This window comes from Pseudolabrys taiwanensis, assembly GCF_003367395.1.
In the GTDB taxonomy this organism is placed as follows: domain Bacteria; phylum Pseudomonadota; class Alphaproteobacteria; order Rhizobiales; family Xanthobacteraceae; genus Pseudolabrys; species Pseudolabrys taiwanensis.
Genome location: NZ_CP031417.1, coordinates 4,063,458 through 4,083,792, shown reverse-complemented (window position 1 = coordinate 4,083,792; position 20,335 = coordinate 4,063,458). Strand labels below are relative to the sequence as shown.

At 66.5% G+C, this 20,335-nt stretch carries 14 protein-coding genes; 10 read left to right on the top strand and 4 right to left on the bottom strand.

Annotated elements, in window-relative coordinates; all coding sequences use genetic code 11:
- The first annotated feature begins 93 nt into the window (after positions 1-93).
- The 5 genes from DW352_RS19360 to purH all read left to right on the top strand — a co-directional run bounded on the left by DW352_RS19360 (position 94) and on the right by purH (position 6,224).
- Positions 94-567 (top strand): L,D-transpeptidase, encoded by a 474-nt coding sequence (locus DW352_RS19360; protein WP_115694503.1) that lies wholly within the window; start codon positions 94-96, stop codon positions 565-567.
- Positions 564-1,064: a L,D-transpeptidase gene (locus tag DW352_RS19355; protein WP_115692866.1), complete on the top strand. Its 501-nt coding sequence runs from the start codon at positions 564-566 to the stop codon at positions 1,062-1,064. Before DW352_RS19360 ends, DW352_RS19355 begins: the two co-directional genes overlap by 4 nt.
- A gap of 191 nt (positions 1,065-1,255) precedes the next feature.
- A complete protein-coding gene (locus tag DW352_RS19350) occupies positions 1,256-2,593 on the top strand; it encodes an RsmB/NOP family class I SAM-dependent RNA methyltransferase (RefSeq protein ID WP_115692865.1) in 1,338 nt (445 codons plus the stop codon).
- A 108-nt stretch (positions 2,594-2,701) separates the two neighbouring features.
- On the top strand, positions 2,702-4,453 hold the full coding sequence (locus DW352_RS19345; RefSeq protein WP_425374668.1) for a heparinase II/III family protein: 1,752 nt from the start codon (positions 2,702-2,704) through the stop codon (positions 4,451-4,453).
- 178 nt (positions 4,454-4,631) lie between these two features.
- Positions 4,632-6,224, top strand: a complete 1,593-nt coding sequence (gene purH, locus DW352_RS19340) for a bifunctional phosphoribosylaminoimidazolecarboxamide formyltransferase/IMP cyclohydrolase (RefSeq protein ID WP_115692863.1) — start codon at positions 4,632-4,634, stop codon at positions 6,222-6,224.
- Between the two features lie 184 nt (positions 6,225-6,408).
- Here the strand turns inward: purH and DW352_RS19335 are convergent, their stop codons facing one another.
- A complete protein-coding gene (locus DW352_RS19335) occupies positions 6,409-11,217 on the bottom strand; it encodes an NAD-glutamate dehydrogenase (RefSeq protein WP_115692862.1) in 4,809 nt (1,602 codons plus the stop codon).
- A 415-nt stretch (positions 11,218-11,632) separates the two neighbouring features.
- Here DW352_RS19335 and DW352_RS19330 point away from each other — a divergent pair, with 415 nt between their 5' ends.
- From DW352_RS19330 to DW352_RS19315, 4 genes are all read left to right on the top strand, one after another.
- Positions 11,633-12,142 (top strand): peroxidase-related enzyme, encoded by a 510-nt coding sequence (locus DW352_RS19330; protein WP_245434497.1) that lies wholly within the window; start codon positions 11,633-11,635, stop codon positions 12,140-12,142.
- A gap of 118 nt (positions 12,143-12,260) precedes the next feature.
- Positions 12,261-13,997, top strand: coding sequence for a gamma-glutamyltransferase (gene ggt / locus DW352_RS19325; RefSeq protein WP_115692860.1), 1,737 nt, complete (start codon positions 12,261-12,263; stop codon positions 13,995-13,997).
- Between the two features lie 127 nt (positions 13,998-14,124).
- Positions 14,125-15,078 carry a 3-hydroxyacyl-CoA dehydrogenase NAD-binding domain-containing protein gene (locus DW352_RS19320; RefSeq protein ID WP_115692859.1) on the top strand — a complete coding sequence of 318 codons (954 nt, stop codon included), beginning with the start codon at positions 14,125-14,127 and terminating at the stop codon, positions 15,076-15,078.
- 68 nt (positions 15,079-15,146) lie between these two features.
- Positions 15,147-15,707 (top strand): NADPH-dependent FMN reductase, encoded by a 561-nt coding sequence (locus DW352_RS19315; RefSeq protein ID WP_115692858.1) that lies wholly within the window; start codon positions 15,147-15,149, stop codon positions 15,705-15,707.
- A gap of 117 nt (positions 15,708-15,824) precedes the next feature.
- Here the strand turns inward: DW352_RS19315 and eutC are convergent, their stop codons facing one another.
- The 3 genes from eutC to DW352_RS19300 form a co-directional block, all read right to left on the bottom strand.
- Positions 15,825-16,583, bottom strand: a complete 759-nt coding sequence (gene eutC, locus DW352_RS19310; protein WP_115692857.1) for an ethanolamine ammonia-lyase subunit EutC — start codon at positions 16,581-16,583, stop codon at positions 15,825-15,827.
- The gene (locus DW352_RS19305; RefSeq protein WP_115692856.1) at positions 16,580-17,956 is read right to left on the bottom strand and encodes an ethanolamine ammonia-lyase subunit EutB; all 1,377 of its coding nucleotides are present in this window, start codon (positions 17,954-17,956) and stop codon (positions 16,580-16,582) included. The genes eutC and DW352_RS19305 overlap by 4 nt, the downstream gene beginning before the upstream one ends.
- 64 nt (positions 17,957-18,020) lie before the next feature.
- A complete protein-coding gene (locus tag DW352_RS19300) occupies positions 18,021-18,980 on the bottom strand; it encodes a LysR family transcriptional regulator (protein WP_115692855.1) in 960 nt (319 codons plus the stop codon).
- Between the two features lie 103 nt (positions 18,981-19,083).
- Between DW352_RS19300 and DW352_RS19295 the strand changes: the two genes are divergently transcribed.
- The gene (locus DW352_RS19295) at positions 19,084-20,274 is read left to right on the top strand and encodes an MFS transporter (RefSeq protein ID WP_115692854.1); all 1,191 of its coding nucleotides are present in this window, start codon (positions 19,084-19,086) and stop codon (positions 20,272-20,274) included.
- The last annotated feature ends 61 nt before the right edge of the window (positions 20,275-20,335 follow it).

Sequence of the window (20,335 nt, the reverse complement as noted above, 5' to 3'; positions counted from 1 at the left end):
CCGCCGCATTATCAATGCACCTCGTTAGTGCTGGCGGGGCGTGTCGTGGCTTTGGTGCTCAGAAGGACGGCGCTGTTCGTCGTTATCGTGCTGATGTGGGCGCTGGTCGCAGCCGCGATCGCGCACGCGTCGCCGCGCGACGTCGTCGCGTTCTCCGGCTTTGCGCCCGGTACGATCGTGGTGAAGACGAACGAGCGCCGGCTCTATTTCGTGCTCGACCCCTATCACGCGATGCGCTTCCCGGTCGGCGTCGGCAAGGCCGGCAAGTCTTGGACCGGCATTGCACGCGTCGAAGGCAAATTTATCCGGCCGGCCTGGTCGCCGCCTGACGAAATCCGCCGCGACAAGCCGAATTTGCCCGAGGTCATTCCCGGCGGGTCGCGCCACAATCCGATGGGCGCGGCGGCATTGACGCTGCGCGGCGGCGAATACGCGATCCACGGCACCAACAATCCGCAGTCGATCGGCGGCTTCGTGTCGTATGGCTGCATCCGCATGCACAACCGCGACATTGTCGCGCTCTACGACATGGTGCAGGTCGGCACGCCCGTGATCGTGGAGCGATGAAGCTCGCCCGACATCTCGCGGTCGCTCTTCTTGCCTGGCTGACCTTCGCGGCGCCGGCGGCGGCGCGCGATATTGTGCCCTTCGGCGGCTACGCGCCGGGGACGATCGTCATCTACACGGGCGCGCGGGCGCTCTATTACGTGACGAGCGGCGGCCAGGCGATTCGCTACCCGGTCGGCGTCGGCCGCGCCGGCATGGCCTGGCACGGACGCGCCAACATCGCCCGCAAATCTCTCCGGCCGGGGTGGGGACCGCCGGCCGATATCGCCCTCGCCAATCCGCATCTGCCGCTGTTCATCCCGGGCGGCTCGCCGCGCAACCCGATGGGCGCCGCCGCCATGGGCCTCTCCCGCGGCAACTACGCCATCCACGGCACCAATGACCCGGGCTCGATCGGCCATTTCGTCTCCCACGGCTGCATCCGCATGTACAATGAGGATGTGCTGGACCTTTACGGCCGCGTCCGGGTCGGCACCGAGGTCGTCGTGCTGCGCTGAGAGGCGCAGCATAAATCGCATGCTGCGCAGCAAAGTGCGCGTCTTGTGCACAATTCACCGGCCGGGGGCTGCAACAGGCCCGCCCGCAACTTAAGTGTTGTGCCGGGCAGACCGTCTAGCCCTGTGAATTTGTGACGTTTTTTGTCCCGGCTTCGCGACCTGGACACAATTTACCGGCAATGATCCCAGCCATGGCGCGCCCGCGCACTTCTCCTCAGCCGGAAGTCCCCGGCCTCGCAGCCCGACGCATCGCAGCAGACATTCTCGACGGTGTCTTGCGTCGCCGGCTTGCGCTCGACGAACAGCTTTCCGGCCGCAGTGCCCATCCGGGCCTTCCTGCGCTTGCCGATCGCGATCGCGCGCTCATGCGCCGCCTCATTGCGACCGTGCTGCGCCGCCTCGGCACCCTGCGCCATGTTCTCAGCGGCTTTCTCGAGAAGGGCTTCCCGGCCGATGCGCCGCGGACGGAGACCGTCCTGCTCCTCGGCGCCGCGCAGATTCTCTGGCTCGACGTGCCCGACCACGCGGCGGTCGACCTATCGGTGCGCCTCGCGCAGGCCGACCGGCGCGCCGGCCGCTATGCCGGCCTGGTCAATGCCGTGCTGCGCCGCGTGGCGCAGAATCGCGACAGCTTCGCCCTCGACGACACCGTCCGCGACACGCCGGAGTGGCTGCTCAAGCGCTGGTCCGCCCACTACGGCGCCGAGGTCGCGCAAGCGATCGCGCTGGCCAACGGCCACGAGCCCGCGCTCGACCTCACCGTAAAAGGCGACGCCGCGAGCTGGGCCGAGCGCCTGCGCGGCCGGGTGCTGCCGACGGGCACGGTGCGCACCATTGCCCATGGCGCCATCACGCTCCTGCCCGGCTATTCCGAAGGGGCGTGGTGGGTGCAGGACGCCGCCGCGGCCCTGCCGGCGCACCTGTTCGGCGACCTCCGCGGCAAGCGTGTCGCCGATCTTTGCGCCGCCCCCGGCGGCAAGACGGCCCAGCTGGCGCACGCCGGGGCCCAGGTCACGGCCATCGACCGCTCGCCGGCGCGGGTCGCCCGCCTGCGCGAGAACCTCGCACGGCTGTCGCTTCACGCGAAAACCGAAGCGCTCGACGTGCTGGAATGGCAGGCCGAGCCGTTCGACGCCGTGCTGCTCGATGCGCCCTGTTCGTCCACAGGCACGATCCGCCGCCATCCCGACGTACCGTGGCTCAAGGGCGAAACTGAAATCACCGTCCTGACCGGGCTGCAGCAAAAGCTGCTCGACCGCGCCGTTGCGCTGACCAAGCCCGGCGGAACTCTGGTCTACTGCGTCTGCTCGTTGGAACCTGAAGAAGGCGAGCAACAGATCGAAGCCCTGCTTGCGCGCAATCCCAATGTCGCCCGCGCGCCCATCACAGCCGCCGACGTGTTCGGCCAAGGCGACTTCATTTCCGCACAAGGCGACCTTCGTACCCTCCCGCAGATGCTGCCCGACGCCGACCCGCGCTGGGGCGGCCTCGACGGTTTCTTTGCCGCCCGCCTTGTCCGCGCGGCCTAATTCTCGGCCGGGACAGGTATATTGGACCTTCGTCGACCCTTCGATATCGTCGTTCGTGCGCGGGCGAATCAGGCCCCCGCGCAGGGGACGGACAACTTAATGGTCGCAATAACGGTCGCGGAAAGAGCCAGGCTCTCCGCGCTCATCGGGCGCCGCGCATTCCGCAGCCTTCTCGGCCGCGTCAATGCCCACCCGTTGCTGCGCTGGCGCTTCGGCTCGACCAAGACCGACCGGCTGGTGATCGCGCCGCAAGATTTGCGCACTGCCGATGCGACGCGCGCCGCCGAAATCTATTCCGGACGCTTCGCCTTCGCCGGCAAGGTGGTGATCTGCGATCGCCGTTCGCCTTTCGAGATGACGCCGCCGTCGGATGAATGGGCGGTCGTGCTGCTCAGCTTTGCGTGGCTGCGCCATTTGCGCGCCGCCGATTCGGCGATCACCCGCGCCAATGCGCGCGCGTTGATCGACGACTGGATCAATCAACAAGGCGGCTGGCATCCGGTCGGCTGGCGACTCGATATCCTGTCGCGGCGCGTCATCTGCTGGCTCAGCCAAGCGCCCTTCGTGTTGCAGGACGCCGATCCGCGCTTCTATCGCCGCTTCATCCGTTCGCTGTCGCGCCAGGTGCGTTATCTGCGCCGCACGCTGAAGGAAACACGCGACGGCCTGCCGCGCCTGCAGGCGATCATCGCACTCAATTATGCGGCGCTGTGCATTCAAGGCCAGTCGGGCGGCTTGCGCGGCCATGCGCGCCGGTTGATCGATGAACTGCGCATGCAGATCCTGCCGGACGGCGGCCACATCAGCCGCAATCCCGGCGCGTTGATCGAACTCCTCGCCGATCTGCTGCCGCTGCGGCAGTTGTTCTCGGCGCGCAATCTGCAGCCGCCGCAGGCACTCAACAACGCCATCGACCGCATGATGCCGATGCTGCGCTTCTTCCGGCATCCGGACGGCAACTTCGGTCAGTTCAACGGCATGGGGCCGACGCCCGTCGATCTGCTCGCCACCGTGCTCGCCTATGACGACACGCGCGGCGCGCCGTTGTCCTACGCGCCGCATTCCGCCTTCCACCGCATCGACGCCAACAACACGGTGATGTTGATGGACACCGGCCGGCCGCCGCCGGTCGGCGTCAGCCAGGAGGCGCATGCCGGCTGCCTGTCGTTCGAATTGTCGTGGAAGCAGCAGCGACTGGTCATCAATTGCGGCCTGCCGGCGGTGAACAAAGAGAACTGGCGGCAGGTGGCGCGGCAGACCGCGGCGCATTCCACCGGCACGCTCAACGACAAATCGTCGTGCCGCTTCCTCGAATCCGGCACGGCCCGCAAGCTGCTATCGGGCACGCCGATCGTCGCCGGGCCGCGCGACGTGCGCAGCGAGCGCGACGAGAACGCCGAGGGCACGCTGCTGCGCGCCTCGCATGACGGCTATGTCGACGACTTCGGCATCGTGCACACACGCACCATCCGGCTGAGCCAGGACGGCCGCTTGCTCGACGGCGAGGACAGCTTCGCGCCACCCGACGGCCGCGCGTTGTCGGTCAATGTCGGCGACGAATATGCCGTGCGCTTCCATTTGCACCCGGCGGTCAAGGCCAACCGCCTGTCCGACGGCCGCGGCGTCATCCTGCTGCTGCCGGACAAGGAAGTGTGGACCTTCGCCACCATGGCGGAATCGGTGCAGCTCGAGGAGAGCGTCTACCTCGCCGGCACCGACGGTCCGCGCCGCACCGTGCAGATCGTGATCTACGGCCATGCCCGCAGCGAGCCGACGGTGCGCTGGAGCTTCCGCCACACCCCGCCGGCCCCCTCGGGCGGCCGCATCGAGCGCGCCGACGAGCCGGAATTGCCGCTATAGGCGGTCCTCACGCGCCGCTGCCATGCCCCCCGAAGGCGGGAGATCCGGTCGACATTGAGATGCCGGCGGTACTGGATCGCCCGCTTTCGTGGGCGATGACGCCGCGCTTGTGGACCCGCCGGATGCCCTTAAACGCCCGCATACCCATCGCCCCGCTTCTTGTGCTAGCAGCCTGCGCATGATCACTCATCCGCGCCGCATCACCCGTGCCCTCCTGTCGGTATCCGACAAAGCGGGCCTCCTCGACTTCGCCCGCCAGCTCGCCAGCTACGGCGTCGAGCTCGTCTCGACCGGCGGCACCGCCAAGGCCCTGAAGGACGCCGGCCTGCGCGTCATCGACGTCGCCGAGCTCACCGGCTTTCCCGAGATGATGGACGGCCGCGTCAAGACGTTGCACCCGAAGGTGCATGGCGGCCTGCTCGCCATCCGCGGCAACAAGGAGCACGCGGCGTCGATGGAAGCGCACCACATCAAGCCGATCGATCTGCTGGTGGTGAACCTCTATCCGTTCGAGGAGACCGTAGCGAAGGGCGCCGGCTACGACGACTGCATCGAGAACATCGACATCGGCGGGCCGGCGATGATCCGCGCCGCCGCCAAGAACCATCACGACGTCGCCGTGGTGGTCGACACCACCGATTACGCCAAGGTGCTGGCGGAGCTCGCCGAACATAGCGGCATGCTGTCGCTGGAGCTGCGCAAGAAGCTCGCGGCGAAAGCTTACGCGCGCACCGCGGCTTACGACGCCGCGATCTCCAACTGGTTTGCCGAAACGCTGCAAGACGACGCGCCCGATTACCGCGCCTTCGGCGGCAAGCTCATTCAGCCGCTGCGTTACGGCGAAAATCCGCACCAGACGGCGGCGTTCTACAAGTCGCCCGGCGAACGTTTCGGTGTTGCCTCGGCGCGGCAAGTGCAGGGCAAAGAGCTGTCCTACAACAACATCAACGACACCGACGCGGCTTACGAGTGCATCGCCGAGTTCGATCCGGCGCGCACCGCGGCCTGCGTCATCGTCAAGCACGCCAACCCGTGCGGGGTCGCGGAGGGCGACACTCTCTCGGACGCCTATGTAAAAGCGCTGGCCTGCGACTCGACTTCGGCTTTCGGCGGCATCGTCGCGCTCAACCGCACGCTCGATGCGGAGGCAGCGAAAGCCATCACCGAGATCTTCACCGAGGTGATCATCGCACCCGACGCCACCGACGAAGCGATCGCCATCGTCGCCGCCAAGAAGAACCTGCGGCTGTTGCTCGCCGGTGGTTTGCCCGATCCGCGCGCCAAGGGGCTGACCGTGAAATCGGTTGCCGGCGGCCTGTTGGTGCAATCGCGCGACAACGCCGTCGTCGACGACATGACGCTGAAGACCGTGACCCAGCGGGCGCCGACCGCCGCGGAGCTGGCCGATCTGCGCTTCGCCTTCCGCGTCGCCAAGCACGTGAAGTCGAACACCATCGTCTACGCGCGCGACCTTGCCACCGTCGGCATCGGCGCCGGTCAGATGAGCCGCGTCGATTCCGCGCGCATCGCGGCCCGCAAGGCCGAGGATGCCGCGCGCGACCTGAAGCTGTCGGCACCGCTCACCAAGGGCTCGGTGGTCGCTTCCGACGCGTTCTTCCCGTTCGCCGATGGCCTGCTGGTCGCCATCGAAGCCGGCGCCACCGCGGTGATCCAACCCGGCGGCTCGATGCGCGACGCCGAGGTGATCAAAGCCGCCGACGACCACGGCATCGCCATGGTGTTCACCGGGACGCGGCATTTTAAGCATTAGCTGCGCGGAGCCACGCGCACGCTTCGCCCGCGCCCCAAGCATAATGTCATGCCCGGGCTCGACCCGGGCATCCATGATGAGTGTCCGCGCGTGAGAGCGTTACGTACTGCTATGCTAGCGGCACGGCCTCATGGATTGCCGGGTCAAGGCCGGCAATGACCGTGTGGAGAGGCGGCAAGAGCTGCTACTCCCTCGCCAAATCGCCCAGCAAACTCGCCGCCACCGAGAGCTTCGACAAGGTGAGCCCCGAGCCCGCGATCTCGTGGATCGCACTACGGATACGCTCCACTTCCGCGTGACGCGGCTTGATCCATTCCTCCACCGCGCCGGCACCGGCGTGACCGTTGCCGACCATCGCCGCCGTCAGACGCCGCTCGGCATCGCCGATGGAGTCGAGCGCACGGTCGAGCGCGAGGCGATCGAAATAATCCGCCACGACGATGCCCGGCACCGCGCCGGCAACACGGTCGAGTTGGAAGAACGCTTCCGTCGCAAAATACGTCGCGGTGACCTCAGCGAGCGGCTTCTTGGCACGGTCGGCGACCTGCACGATGTCGGGCGCCGGCTTAAGCGCCGGCAGATTGGCGATACGCTGCGCCAATGCCTCCGGCACACGTTGCTCGATCAGCTCGGCAACCTTGGCGTCGCGCGCCGCACGCGCGCTTTTAGACAAAGCGGTATCGAGCGCGCCGGACACAGCGGCAATGCCTTCGCGGTAGTGCGCAACGATGGCATCGAGCCCCTTATGCAGATCGACATTGCGCAGGAACCAGACCAGCCGGTCGAGCAGCAAGTCCTGCACGGCGGCATAAAGCGCGAGCTGCGTCTTGCCCGACACCTTGTTGTCGAGCGTATCGATCTCCGAGTTCAGCTCGATCAGGCCATAGCTGTTGCGCACCGCCGCGAAGGCCGCCGCGATCGACGCCGATGACGCCCCGGTCTGATCGGCGATACGGACGATCAACGTGGCGCCGCCGCGATTGATCATCGAGTTGGTCAGCTGCGTGGCGATGATCTCGCGCCGCAGCCGGTGGCCGTGCAAGGCATCCTCGAAGCGCTCGGACATCTCCTTGGGGAAATAACGGTTGAGCTCGCGGCCGAGATAAGGATCGTCCGGCACGTTGGAGTCGAGCAATTCGCTGTAAAGCGAGAGCTTGGCGTAAGCGAGCAGCACCGACAGCTCCGGTCGCGTCAGCGCCGCGTTGCGCTTGCGCCGTTCGGCGAGCGCCAGTTCGTCCGGCAGATACTCGACCGCACGATCAAGTTCGCCGCGCGTCTCCAGGATCTGCATTAGACGCTGCTGGAAGCCGAAGTCCTCCATGCCGCGCCGCTGCGCCAAGGACAGCGCCAGCGTCTGCTGATAGTTGTTGCGCAGGACGAGCCGCGCCACTTCGTCGGTCATTTCGACGAGGAGCGCATTGCGGTCTTCCAGCGTCAAGGTGCCGGCGCGCACCGGCGCGCTGAGCGCGATCTTGATGTTGACCTCGACGTCGGAGGTGTTCACGCCCGCCGAATTGTCGATCGCGTCGGTGTTGAGACGAATGCCGGCCATGGCCGCCTCGATACGGCCGCGCTGCGTCATGCCGAGATTGGCACCTTCGCCCACCACCTTGCAGCGCAGGTCGCCGCCGGCGATACGGATCGGATCGTTGGCGCGGTCGCCGACCTGCTCGTCGCTCTCGTTCGACGCACGCACATAGGTGCCGATGCCGCCGAAGAACAGCAGGTCGACCTCCGCCTTCAGGATCGCCTTCATCAGGTCCTGCGGCGTCACGCTCGCGCCGAGGCCGAGCAGCTTCTGCGCCTCGGCGCCGAGCTTGATTTCCTTCGACGACCGCGAATAGACACCGCCGCCGTTGGAGATCAGACTCTTGTCGTAGTCCTGCCAGCTCGAGCGCGGCAGATCGAACAGACGCTTGCGCTCGGCGAAGGCCTTTTTCGGATCGGGATCCGGATCGATGAAGATGTCGCGGTGATCGAACGCGGCCACCAGTTTGATGGTGTCTTCGCGCAACATGCCGTTGCCGAACACGTCGCCCGACATGTCACCGACGCCCACGACGGTGAACGGCGTCTGATGGATGTTGACGTCCATCTCGCGGAAGTGGCGCTTCACCGATTCCCAGGCGCCGCGCGCGGTGATGCCCATCACCTTATGGTCATAGCCGGCCGAACCGCCGGAGGCGAAAGCATCGCCCAGCCAGTAGTCGTGCTCGAGCGACAGGCCGTTGGCGATATCGGAGAAAGTCGCCGTGCCCTTGTCGGCGGCAACGACGAGGTAAGGATCGTCACCCTCGTGCCGCACGACATTGACCGGCGGGATGATCTTGCCGTCCGCTTCGATATTGTCGGTGATGTCGAGCAGCGAGTTGATGAACAGCTTGTAGGTGGCGATGCCCTCGGCCATGAACTGGTCGCGCGTCGGGCTCTTCGGCATCAGCTTCGGCACGAAGCCGCCTTTGGCGCCGACCGGCACGATGACCGCGTTCTTGACCTGCTGCGCCTTGACGAGACCGAGCACCTCGGTGCGGAAGTCCTGCGGGCGGTCCGACCAGCGGATGCCGCCGCGCGCCACCTTGCCGAAGCGCAAGTGCACGCCCTCGACCCGCGGCGAATAGACGAAGATTTCGTAGAGCGGCCGCGGCAGCGGCACGTCGATGAGCTTGCGGCTCTCGAACTTGACGGCGATCTGCGCCTTCGGCTGACCGTCGGCGTCGGTCTGATAGAAATTGGTGCGGATCGCCGAGTCCACCGCGTTGACGAAGTGGCGCAGGATGCGGTCCTCGTCGAGGCTGTCGACCTTCTGCAGCGCCTCTTCGATACGTGCGCCAATGTCCTTTTGCTTCTCTTCGCGCACGCGCTCGGCCTCCGCGCGGGGATCGAAACGCGCATGGAACAGCTCCACCACATCGGCGGCAATGCCGGCGTGCTTCACCAAGGTCGCCCACATGTAATCTTGCGAATAGGCGATCCTGATCTGCCGCAGAAAGCGCGACAGCGCGCGGATCAAGGCGACGTCGCGCCAGGCCATGCCACCGAACAAGGTCAGCGCGTTGTAGCCGTCGCTCTCGGCGAGGCCACGCATCACCATCAGGAACGACGTTTCGAGCCGCGCGCCGGAGTCGCTGAGATCGATCACGCCGCCGTCGTGCCGTTCGAGCAGCATGTCGTGGAACCAGACGCCTTCGCTGCCGTCCGGCGCGATGTGATACGTGCGTTCGTCCACCACCCTGAAGCCCATGTTCTCCAGCACGGGCACGCGCTCCGACAGCGGCAGCGGCCGGGCATAGCTCCACACCTTGAGGCCGACCGTCTGCGGTTCTTCCTCGAGCCGATGATGGAAATCGACGCCGAGCGGCCGTTGCTCGGAAAGGCCCTCGATGGTGCGGACATCGCCGGCCGCGACCGTCGCCGGATAGGCTTCCTGAAAGCCGCCGGAGAACGCCTCGCGGTAACGCGTATACAACGCATGCGCCCGCGACGGCGGATTGGCGAGCGCGAGCGCCTCGTTCAGCGCATCGCTCCAGGTGCGCACGATCTCGGCAACGTCGCTTTCGAGCTTGGCGCGCGGCACGTCCACGGCAGCGCCGCCCGCGCGGCCGATGATGAAATGCACGCGCACCAGCGGCCCTTCCGGGAAGAAGGGATAATAGGCGGTGACCCGCCCATTGAACATGCGCGCGAGATAGTCGCCGATCCGGATGCGGGTGTCGCTGTCGTAGCGCTCGCGCGGCACATAGACCAGCACCGACACGAAGCGATCGAAGCGGTCGCGGCGCGCAAGGACGCGCACGCGCGGATGCTCGTCGAGCTGCAGAACGGCGAGCGCGAAGCGGTAGAGCGTGTCTTCGTCGAGTTGAAACAGCTCATCGCGCGGATAGTGCTCGAGCACATTGGCAAGCGCCTTGCCGGAATGGCCGGCCGCCGAGAAGCCGGCGCGCTGCTCGACCGCCGCGATCTTGCGCCGCAGATACGGAATGCTGCGCGCGGTGCGCGTATAGGCCGTGGACGTGAACAGGCCGAGGATGCGGTGCTCGCCGATCAGCCGGCCGCCGGCATCGAAGCGTTTGACACCGATATAGTCGAGATAGACGCGCCGGTGCACCCGCGCCTGGATGTTAGCCTTGGCGATGATCAGCGGCCGCGGCTCCTTCAGGAACGCCATGATCTCCGGCGTGATTTCCAGTGTCTCATCGCCGCGCTTGAGCACGGGCAGGTCGCGCGAACGCATGACGCCGAGCGCGGAGTCATGATCCGGCTCCAGCGCCTTGCCGTCGAAGGTGTAGTCGCGCAGGCCGAGGAAGGTGAAGTTGTCGTCGAGCAGCCATTGCAGGAACTGGATGGCCTCGGCGATCTCGTCCACCGGCAGCGGCGGCGGATTGCCCTTCAGCTCGGTGACGATGTTCTGCACCCGCGCGCGCATCGACCGCCAGTCGGTGACGGCGAGCCGCACTTCACCGAGCACCGTCGTCAGCGCGGCGACGAGCGCGGCGCACAGGCTGTCATCGGCGACGGTCTCGATATGAATATGAATGAAGCTCTCGCGGGTATCGGCATCCGAGCGGCCGAACGCGGCGAGCTTGCCGTCGTCGCGCATCACGTCGAACACCGGATGCGCCACCAGCCGCACCGGCAAACGACGTTCGCCGAGTTCGCCCATCACCGAGTCGACCAGGAACGGCATGTCGTCGTTGACCACCTCGACGACGGTGATCGCCTTGCGCTCGGCCGAGTCGGTCAGCGGCACGGTCGCGCAACGGATCTTCGGCGTATTCGGCGCGCGTTCGGCGAGAAAGTCCCACGCGCGTTCGGCGAGCCGCGCGAGATCGGCGGCGCCGTAATGCACGATATCTTCCGGCACGGTGCGACCGAAAAGCTGCGCGGCGAAGTCACGCGGCACGTCTTCGCGCGCGGCGGCGAGCGCCGTGTCCGCCTGCCCGATGAGGCTGCGTGCCAGCCCTTCTACTTCGTTGCCGGACAATTCTTGGGACATAGGGCCTCACGCTCTTGAATTGAGAGAATCGGTCGCTGCCGAAGGCGAGTTTTCACCTTCCCGGCCGGACCGTCGAGAGCAACCCACCTTTTGGTGACCGCATTGCGACAAGTGCACGGCGCAGTATCGAAGTTTCTGATCTGCAAGCCGAAAACGCCGCTCGAACGCGTTTCGCACCCCGCCGGAACGATGTAGGCTCCGCCGCGCGAAACCAGCCGAGGGAACTGCCATGGGCAAGGCCAAGGACAAGCCGCAGTTGCGCGCCATCAAGGGCGGCAAGGCGGCCAGACCAGTCGCGGCAAAGGCGGCGCTGGTGCGCCCGGACAAGCCGGCCAAGACCGTTGCGCTGGCGGCCGTGAAGGACGATCAACCGGTGATTGCCCTCGACCTCGGCGCCGCGAAATTGTCGCCGGCGATGACCGCTTACTTCCAGAAATGCCAGGACAAGCTCGGCTTCGTGCCGAATGTGCTTGTGGCTTACGCCTTCGACACGGTGAAGCTCGAGGCCTTCGTCGCGATGTACAACGACTTGATGTTGGGGCCGAGCGGCCTCACCAAGCTCGAGCGCGAGATGATCGCGGTGGCGGTGTCGTCGCAGAACCGTTGCTACTACTGCCTCACGGCGCATGGCGCCGCAGTGCGCCAATATGCCGGCAATCCGCTGCTCGGCGAGCAGATGGTCATGAACTATCGCGCCGCGCGCCTGCCGAAGCGGCAGCGTGCCATGCTCGATTTCGCCGTTAAACTGACAGCCGAGCCCTGGAGCGTCGAGGACGTCGATCGCGAGGCGCTGCGCCGCGCCGGTTTCAGCGATCGCGACATCTGGGACATCGCGGCGATCACCGGTTTCTTCAACATGTCGAACCGCGTCGCCTCGGCCACCGACATGCGGCCGAACGAGCAGTATCACGGGCAGGCGAGGTAAGTAGGATGACCGTCATCCCGGCCAAGCGAGCAGTAGCGAGCGCGAGCCGGGATCCAGTACCCCGTGCCCTTTCGATAGTGCACTGGGTACTGGATCCCCGCTTTCGCGGGGATGACCGATGAAATTTATCGTTTCCGTCTGTCTCGCGCTGCTCTTCAGCGCAGGCGCCTACGCGCAGTCGACGCCGCAGCTCGACGCCACGTTGCGCACCATCCCGCCGGCGCAAGGGATTCTTGCCCACAGCGGCATGGTGGTGGCGCAGGAGAGCCGCGCCGCTCGCATCGGCGTCGAAATTCTCGACCGCGGCGGCAATGCGGTCGACGCGGCGGTCGCGGTCGGCTTCGCGCTTGCCGTCACTTATCCGCGCGCCGGCAATCTCGGTGGCGGCGGCTTCATGGTGATCCATCTCGCCAAATCCGAGCGCAACAAGGACAACAAAGACATCGCCATCGATTATCGTGAGACCGCGCCCGCGGCCGCGACCGAAAGCATGTTCCTCGATGCGCAAGGCAATCCCGATCCGAAGAAGTCCCGCGATTCCGGCCTCGCCGTCGGCGTGCCGGGCACGGTCGCGGGGCTCGCACTCGCGCATGAGAAATACGGCTCCGGCAAGCTCAGCCTCGCCGACCTGATCGAGCCGGCGCTGCGCCTCGCGCAAGACGGATTTCCGGTCGAAGACGACACCGCCGATTCCCTGCCGATCGTGCGCGAGCGCCTGGCGCGCTGGCCGTCGACCAAGAGCATCTTCTTCATCGGCGAGCAGCCTTTGGGCGAAGGCGACCGTCTGATTCAGACCGATCTTGCCGACACGTTAAGCGCCATCGCCAAGGACGGCCCGCGCGCGTTCTATCAGGATCACATCGCCCAGCGCATCGCCGACGCAGTGAATCGCGCCGGCGGCGTGATGACCGCCGCCGACCTCGCAAATTATCACGCCATCGAACGCCCGGTCGTGCGCGGCACCTATCGCGGCTACGACATCGTGTCGATGCCGCCGCCCTCCTCGGGAGGCGTGCATCTCATCGAGATGCTCAACATTCTCGAAGGCTACGATCTCGGCAAGCTCGGCCGCGGAGCCGAGTCGCTGCATCTGATGATCGAGGCGATGAAACGCGCTTACGCCGACCGGGCCGCATTCATGGGCGATCCCGACGCGGTGAAGATGCCGATCGCCGGCCTCATTTCCAAATCCTATGCCGCGAGCCTGCGCGGCAGCATCACCGACCGCGCCACGCCGTCGGCCAGCATCCGCGCCGGCAAGCCCGCGGATTACGAAGGCCGCAACACGACGCATTTCTCCGTCATCGACCGCGACGGCAATGCCGTATCGAACACCTACACGCTCAACTTCTCCTACGGCCTCGGCCTCGTTGCCGATGGGACCGGCGTCTTGCTCAACAACGAGCTCGACGATTTCACCGCCAAGCCCGGCGCCAGCAACGCCTTCGGCCTCGTCGGCTACACCGCCAATCTGCCGGGTCCGAACAAGCGGCCGCTGTCGTCGATGTCGCCGACCATCGTCCTCAAGGACGGCAAGCCCGTGCTCATCACCGGCTCGCCCGGCGGCAGCCGCATCATCACCACCGTGTTGCAGGTGATCACCAATGTCATCGACTTCCACATGCCGATCGCGGAAGCGGTGTCGGCGCCGCGCCTGCACCAGCAATGGCAGCCCGAAGACGTGTTCGTCGAACCGGGCTTTGCGCCATCCGTGCTCGATGCGTTGAGGCAGCGCGGGTATATCATCACACCGACACGACCGGCATCGTCCGCCAACTCCATCGCCGTGACGCCGCAGGGCATCGTCGGCGCGGCCGATCCACGCACGCGCGGCGCCCTGGCGGCGGGATACTGATGCTGCCGCAGGCGCTGTGCCGGCCCTTGAAAGAGTGGACCGGTCTGCGCTTGACTAGCGTCAAGGCCGCGGCTCGCACGCGGCGCCAAATTCTGCTCGACTTGAAATCGGACAAAGGATTGGCGTCATGAATGCTGCGTCGTCAAACGCGGGTGTACGCCGCGTTGCCGTCATCGGTGGCGGCACCATCGGGGCGAGCTGGGCGGCTTATTTCCTCGCGCATGGTCTTGAGGTGGTCGTCAGCGATCCCGCACCGGGCGCAGCGGAGGCCATCCGCACGCGCATCGCCGAAGCTTGGCCGGTGCTGACGGCGCTGGGTGCGCGGGCCGATATCGATATGAACGGCTGGCGTTTCGAGGCGGATCCAGTCGCAGCGGTCGCTGGCGCCGACTTCGTCCAGGAGAACGCGCCGGAACGCTACGACGTGAAACAGAAGCTGTTGCCGCGGATCGATGCCGTACTGCCGCCCGAGGTGGTGATCGCGTCGAGTTCATCCGGCCTGCTCGCCAGCCGCATTTCCGAAGGTTGCCGCTATCCCGAGCGATGCCTGATCGGCCATCCGTTCAACCCGCCGCATCTCATTCCGCTGGTCGAAGTGGTCGGCGGCGCCAAGGCGAGCCGCGCCGCGATCGACCGCGCCATCGCCTTCTACCGTGCCATCGGCAAAAGCCCGATCGAGATCCGCAAGGAAGTGCCGGGCCACGTGTCGAACAGACTGCAAGCGGCGCTCTGGCGCGAGGCGATCTATCTCGTCGAACAAGGCGTCGCCTCGGTCGCCGATGTCGACGCAGCAATTTCCGAAGGACCGGGCCTGCGCTGGGCTTTGATGGGGCCGCATCTGACCTTCCATCTCGGTGGCGGCGAAGGCGGCATGACCCAGTTTCTCAAGCACCTGCTGCCGGCCGTGGAGAGCTGGTGGGCCGATCTCGGCACGCCGAATATGACGCCCGAACTGCAACAGCGCCTGATTGACGGCATTGATCAGGAAGCGGGCGGACGGTCGATCGACGAATTGCAGCGCTGGCGCGACGGGCTGCTGATGCAGATCATCGCCTTGCGCCAGCAGGCCGCGGCCAAATAGCGGCTGAGCAAGAGAGCGTCGGAAGCGATGCGCCGCATCGTTTCGCAACAGAAGGAAAGAGGTGTGTGATGGCTTACAACGTCGCGGTTCTGGTGGGCAGCCTGCGCAAGGAATCGTTCAATCGAAAGATCGCCAATGCCTTGATCAAGAGCGCGCCTGCGTCGCTCAAAGGCGAGATTGTCGAAATCGGCGCGCTGCCGTTCTATAACCAGGACCTCGATGAAGGAGGTCAGCCGCCCGAAGCCTGGACTGCGTTCCGCCAGCGCATGAAGACGGCCGATGCGTTCCTGTTCGTGACCCCGGAATACAACCGCTCGGTCCCCGCCGTGCTCAAGAACGCGCTGGACGTCGGCTCTCGCCCCTATGGCCAGAGCATCTGGGACGGCAAACCGGGCGCCGTGGTCAGCGCGTCGCCCGGTGCGATCGGCGGCTTTGGCGCCAACCATCACCTACGGCAGTCGCTCGTCTTCCTCAACGTGCCGACCATGCAGCAGCCGGAAGCCTATATCGGCGGCGTCAACAAGCTGCTCGATGCGTCGGGCGATCCCGCGGACGACAACACCCGCAAGTTCCTCAGCACCATCATCACAGCCTTCGCCGCCTGGGTGGAAACCAACCATAGGCGCTAGGGGCTCCTACTACCCGTTCGTCCCCGCGAAGGCGGGGACCAGCGCTGACTATAAACTCTGCGCTGGATTCCCGCTTGCGCGGGAATGATCGGAGCGTGGCTCAGCCGCCCGAGCCGGCTACTGCTCCAGCATCAGGCGGTCGCTCTCGTCCTTGAGTTGGACGCCGGAGAGCCGCCTGACGCGCATCGCCTGCAGCAGCGCGACGATCTTGAAGGCCGCGTCGGCATAGCCGATGCCGTCGGGACGGATATTGGAGATGCAGTTGCGATCCGCGTCGGTCGTGGCCGGCTGCGGCTGCCACGTGAGATAGGCGCCCATGCTGTCCGGCGATGACAGGCCGGGCCGCTCGCCGATCAACACGATCACCGCGTCCGCTTTGAGCCGCGCAGCAATTGCGTCGCCAATGGCAACGCGGCCGTGACGCGCGATGACAAGCGGCGCGACGCGCCAATCCTGCCGCCGCAATGCGCCGAGAATATTGTGCAACACCGGCGCCGCGTGTGCCTGCACCGCGCGCGCCGACAGCCCGTCGGCAACAACGACAGCCACATCGTAAGGGCCGCGATGCGGCGCCAACACGGAGTCGGCGCCTTGCCCAAGCTGCCGTCCGAGATCCGGCCGCATCAGATACTGCGCGCGATCCGTGACCGCGCTCGCGATCTTGAGCACCGGCAAGTCCAACGCATCGAGATCGGCCGCGAGTTTGTCCTCGTCGAGCGCCTCATGCACGGCATCGCGCGCCTGCGCATGCGCGAGCGCGAACTGCAGCAGCGGCGCCGTCGACAGCGAGGCGCCGCTGCGGGCAAGCCCGATGCGCGCGGCGGTGAGGCGCCGCAGCTCCGCCCAGGCGTTAGGTTGCGTGACGTCGTCGCTCATGCCGGCAACAGGGCCTTGAATTGCGCCGGCAGCGCCTGCGGCCGGATGCGCGCCGCATCGTCAAGCAATCCCTGCCGAGCCAGCCAACGCGCAAATTCCGGCGCCGGCTTCTTGCCCAACAGATCGCGCATCGCCAGCGCATCGTGAAACGACGTGCTTTGATAGTTGAGCATGATGTCGTCGGCGCCCGGCACGCCCATGACGAAGGTGACGCCGGCCGCCGAGAGCAAAGCCAGCAGCGCGTCGGCATCGTCCTGATCGGCCTCGGCGTGATTGGTGTAGCAGACGTCGACGCCCATCGGCACGCCGAGCAGCTTGCCGCAGAAGTGATCCTCGAGCCCGGCGCGCGTGATCTGCTTGCCGTCGAACAGGTATTCGGGCCCGATGAAACCGACCACCGTATTGACCAGCAGCGGCTTGAACGCCCGCGCGACCGCGTAGGCGCGCGCCTCCAAGGTCTGCTGATCGACGCCGTGATGCGCGTTCGCCGACAAGGCGCTGCCCTGCCCCGTCTCGAAATACATCACATTGTCGCCGACGGTGCCGCGCTTGAGTGCCAATGCCGCCTCGCGGCCCTCGCGCAGCAGCGACAGATCGATACCGAAGCTCTTATTGGCGGCCTCCGTGCCGGCGATCGATTGGAACACCAGATCGACCGGCGTGCCACGCTCGATCAGCGCCAACGTCGTGGTGATATGGGCCAGCACGCAGGACTGCGTCGGAATATCGAGCTTGCCGATGATGTCGTCGAGCATCGACACCAAGGCATGCGCCCGCTCTGGACTGTCGGTTGCCGGATTGATGCCGATCACGGCATCGCCCGCGCCCAACAACAAACCGTCGAGAATGCTGGCGGCAATGCCGCGCGCATCGTCGGTCGGATGGTTCGGCTGCAGCCGCACGGACAGGCAGCCGGGCAGACCGATGGTGTTGCGGAAGCGTGTGACGACCGAGCACTTCGCCGCCATCACCATCAGATCCTGCAGCCGGCTGATCTTGCTCACCGCCGCCGCCATTTCCGGCGTCACGCCAGGCGCGAGCGCGGCGAGCCTGTCCGTGGTCGCCTCATCGGACAGCAGCCAGTCGCGGAACCCGCCAACGGTCAACGCGGCGATCGTCGCGAAGGCGGCGCGATCGTGCGTGTCGATGATGAGCCGCGTGACCTCGTCGCTCTCATAAGGCACCACCGCCTCGTCGAGAAAGCGCGTCAGCGGCAGATCGGCGAGCGCGAACTGCGCCGCGACGCGCTCCTCGCCCGTTTCGGCGGCGAGGCCGGCAAGCCGATCGCCGCTGCGCAACGGCGTCGCCTTGGCGAGCAGCGTCTTGAGATCGGGAAAGCTATAGCGCCGCTGGCCGATCGTGGCGGAATACATCGCGGCTCCCACTGAAGCGTATCGCATCACCGACAGATGACGTTACCGCACGCGGTGCGAACGGTCATCCGTCCCGCCGCACCCGCCACGTGCCGGTTGCCGTCCGCTCGATGGCGGGATCGTCGGCCTGAATGTTCTCGCTCAGGAAATCGATGAAGGCGCGAACGCGCGCCGGCAGCGGCCCGCGCTGACCGAGATAGACGGCGTGGATGTCCTCGCGGTCGCCCGGATTGAAGTCTTCGAGCACAGGCACCAAACGGCCCGCCTCGATATCCGGTGCGACATGGAACAAAGCGAGCCGCGCCAGGCCGATGCCGCCGAGCGCGAGCGAGCGCGCGGTCTCGCCATCGCCCGCGCGCGCCACCGGCGGCGGCACCATGGTTTCGACGCCATGCGCGGTTCGAAACGGCCAGCCGCTGAGGACGCGGGAGAAGGTCCAGCCGATGCCGGCATGATCGGCGAGATCGTCGAGCGATGCCGGCGTGCCGCGCAGCGCGAGATAGTCGGGCGTCGCACACACCACCATGCGGCTGGAGCCGAGCTTGCGCGCCATCAGGCTGGAGTCGCGCAGCGGCCCGACGCGGATGGCGACGTCGGCGCGTTCCTGCAGCAAGTCGATGACGGTGTCGGTGAAAACGAGATCGAGCGTGATCTCGGGATTCTGCGCCAGGAACCGCGGCACCAGCGGCATCACGTAGCGCGTGCCCCACGGCAGGTTGCTGTTGACCCTGAGATGGCCGCGCGGATGCGCGCCGGTCGCCGCCTCGCGCTCAGCCTCGTCGAGATCGGCGAGAATGCGCACCGCTCGGCCGTAGAACGCTTCGCCCTCCGGGGTGAGCTGCAGGCGGCGGGTCGAGCGGTTGACCAGGCGCGTAGCAAGGCGCGCTTCGAGCCGCGACATCAGCTTGCTTACCGCCGAGGGCGTCAGGCGGAGCTGCCGTGCGGCCGTGGTGAAGCCGCCGAGGTCGACGACCCGGACGAACACCTCCATTTCAGCGATCCGGTTGGTCTCGCGCGGCGCCATGATGACTTAAAGTCATAAGTGATTGTCCGGGAGCCATTCTAGTCCCAAATCGGCCACACGGCTATCTCTCCCCGGTTCCCATTCCGCTCATGGAGCCCGTGCCGTGCCCCTCGCCGTTTATGCCCTCACCGCCGGTGCCTTCGGCATCGGCACCACCGAATTCCTCATCATGGGACTCCTGCTGCAGGTCGCCGGCGACATGCATGTGTCGGTACCCACGGCGGGCCTGCTCATTTCCGGCTACGCCCTGGGCGTCTTCGTCGGCGCGCCGATCCTGACGGTGGCCACGCGCCGCATGCCGCGCAAAGCCGTGCTGTTGACGCTGATGGCGATCTTCACGCTCGGCAACGCCGCCTGCGCACTGGCGCCGAACTACGCGCTGCTGATGGCCGCGCGCGTTTTGACCTCGCTCGCGCATGGCACCTTCTTCGGCGTCGGCTCGGTGGTCGCCACCGGCCTCGTCGCGGAGAACAAGCGCGCCTCCGCCATCGCCACCATGTTCGTCGGCCTGACCGTCGCGACCTTGCTCGGCGTACCGTTCGGCGCGTGGTTCGGTTTGCAGTTCGGCTGGCGCGCCGCGTTCTGGGCCATCGCCGGCGTTGGCGTGCTCGCCTTTGTCGTGCTGGCGCTGCTGGTGCCGAACAAGGTCGGCGCCAATGACGCGGTCGCGCCGCTCCGCGACGAGCTCAAAGTGGTCGTACAGCCGCAGGTGCAACTCGGCCTGTTGATGACGACGCTCGGCTTCGCCGGCCTGTTCACGGTCTTCACTTACATCCAGCCGGTCCTCACCCGCGTCACCGGCTTTTCGGAAGCGGCCGTGTCGCCGATCCTGCTGGTGTTCGGCGTCGGTCTCGGCATCGGCAACATCGCTGGTGGCCGCTTCGCCGACCGTGGTCTGCCGCGCGCGTTGATCGGCACGCTCGCCGGTCTTGCGCTGGTGCTGGTCCTGTTCGCGCCGGCGATGCCGTCCAAGGTCCTGAGCATCGTGGTGCTGACGGTGATCGGCGCCGCGTCGTTCGCGACGGTCGCACCGCTGCAGCTGCGCGTCTTGGAGAAGGCCGGCCCGACCGGACAGACATTGGCATCGAGCCTCAACATCGCCGCGTTCAATCTCGGCAATGCGTTGGGGGCCTGGATGGGCGGCGTCACCATCGATGCGGGTTTCGGCCTCACGGCTTTGCCGCTGGTGGCCGCCGCCGTGACCGCGGCCGGCCTCGTCATCGCGCTCGTGAGCCTGCGTCTCGATCGGCCGCGCAGCACCGCTGACGCCGTCGAGGCCCGCCCCGCCGGATGAGCAGCTTGAGCAGCAAGGAATAGCGCCGGCCCGGCCGGCCCGGCTTCGGGCCATCGGCCGG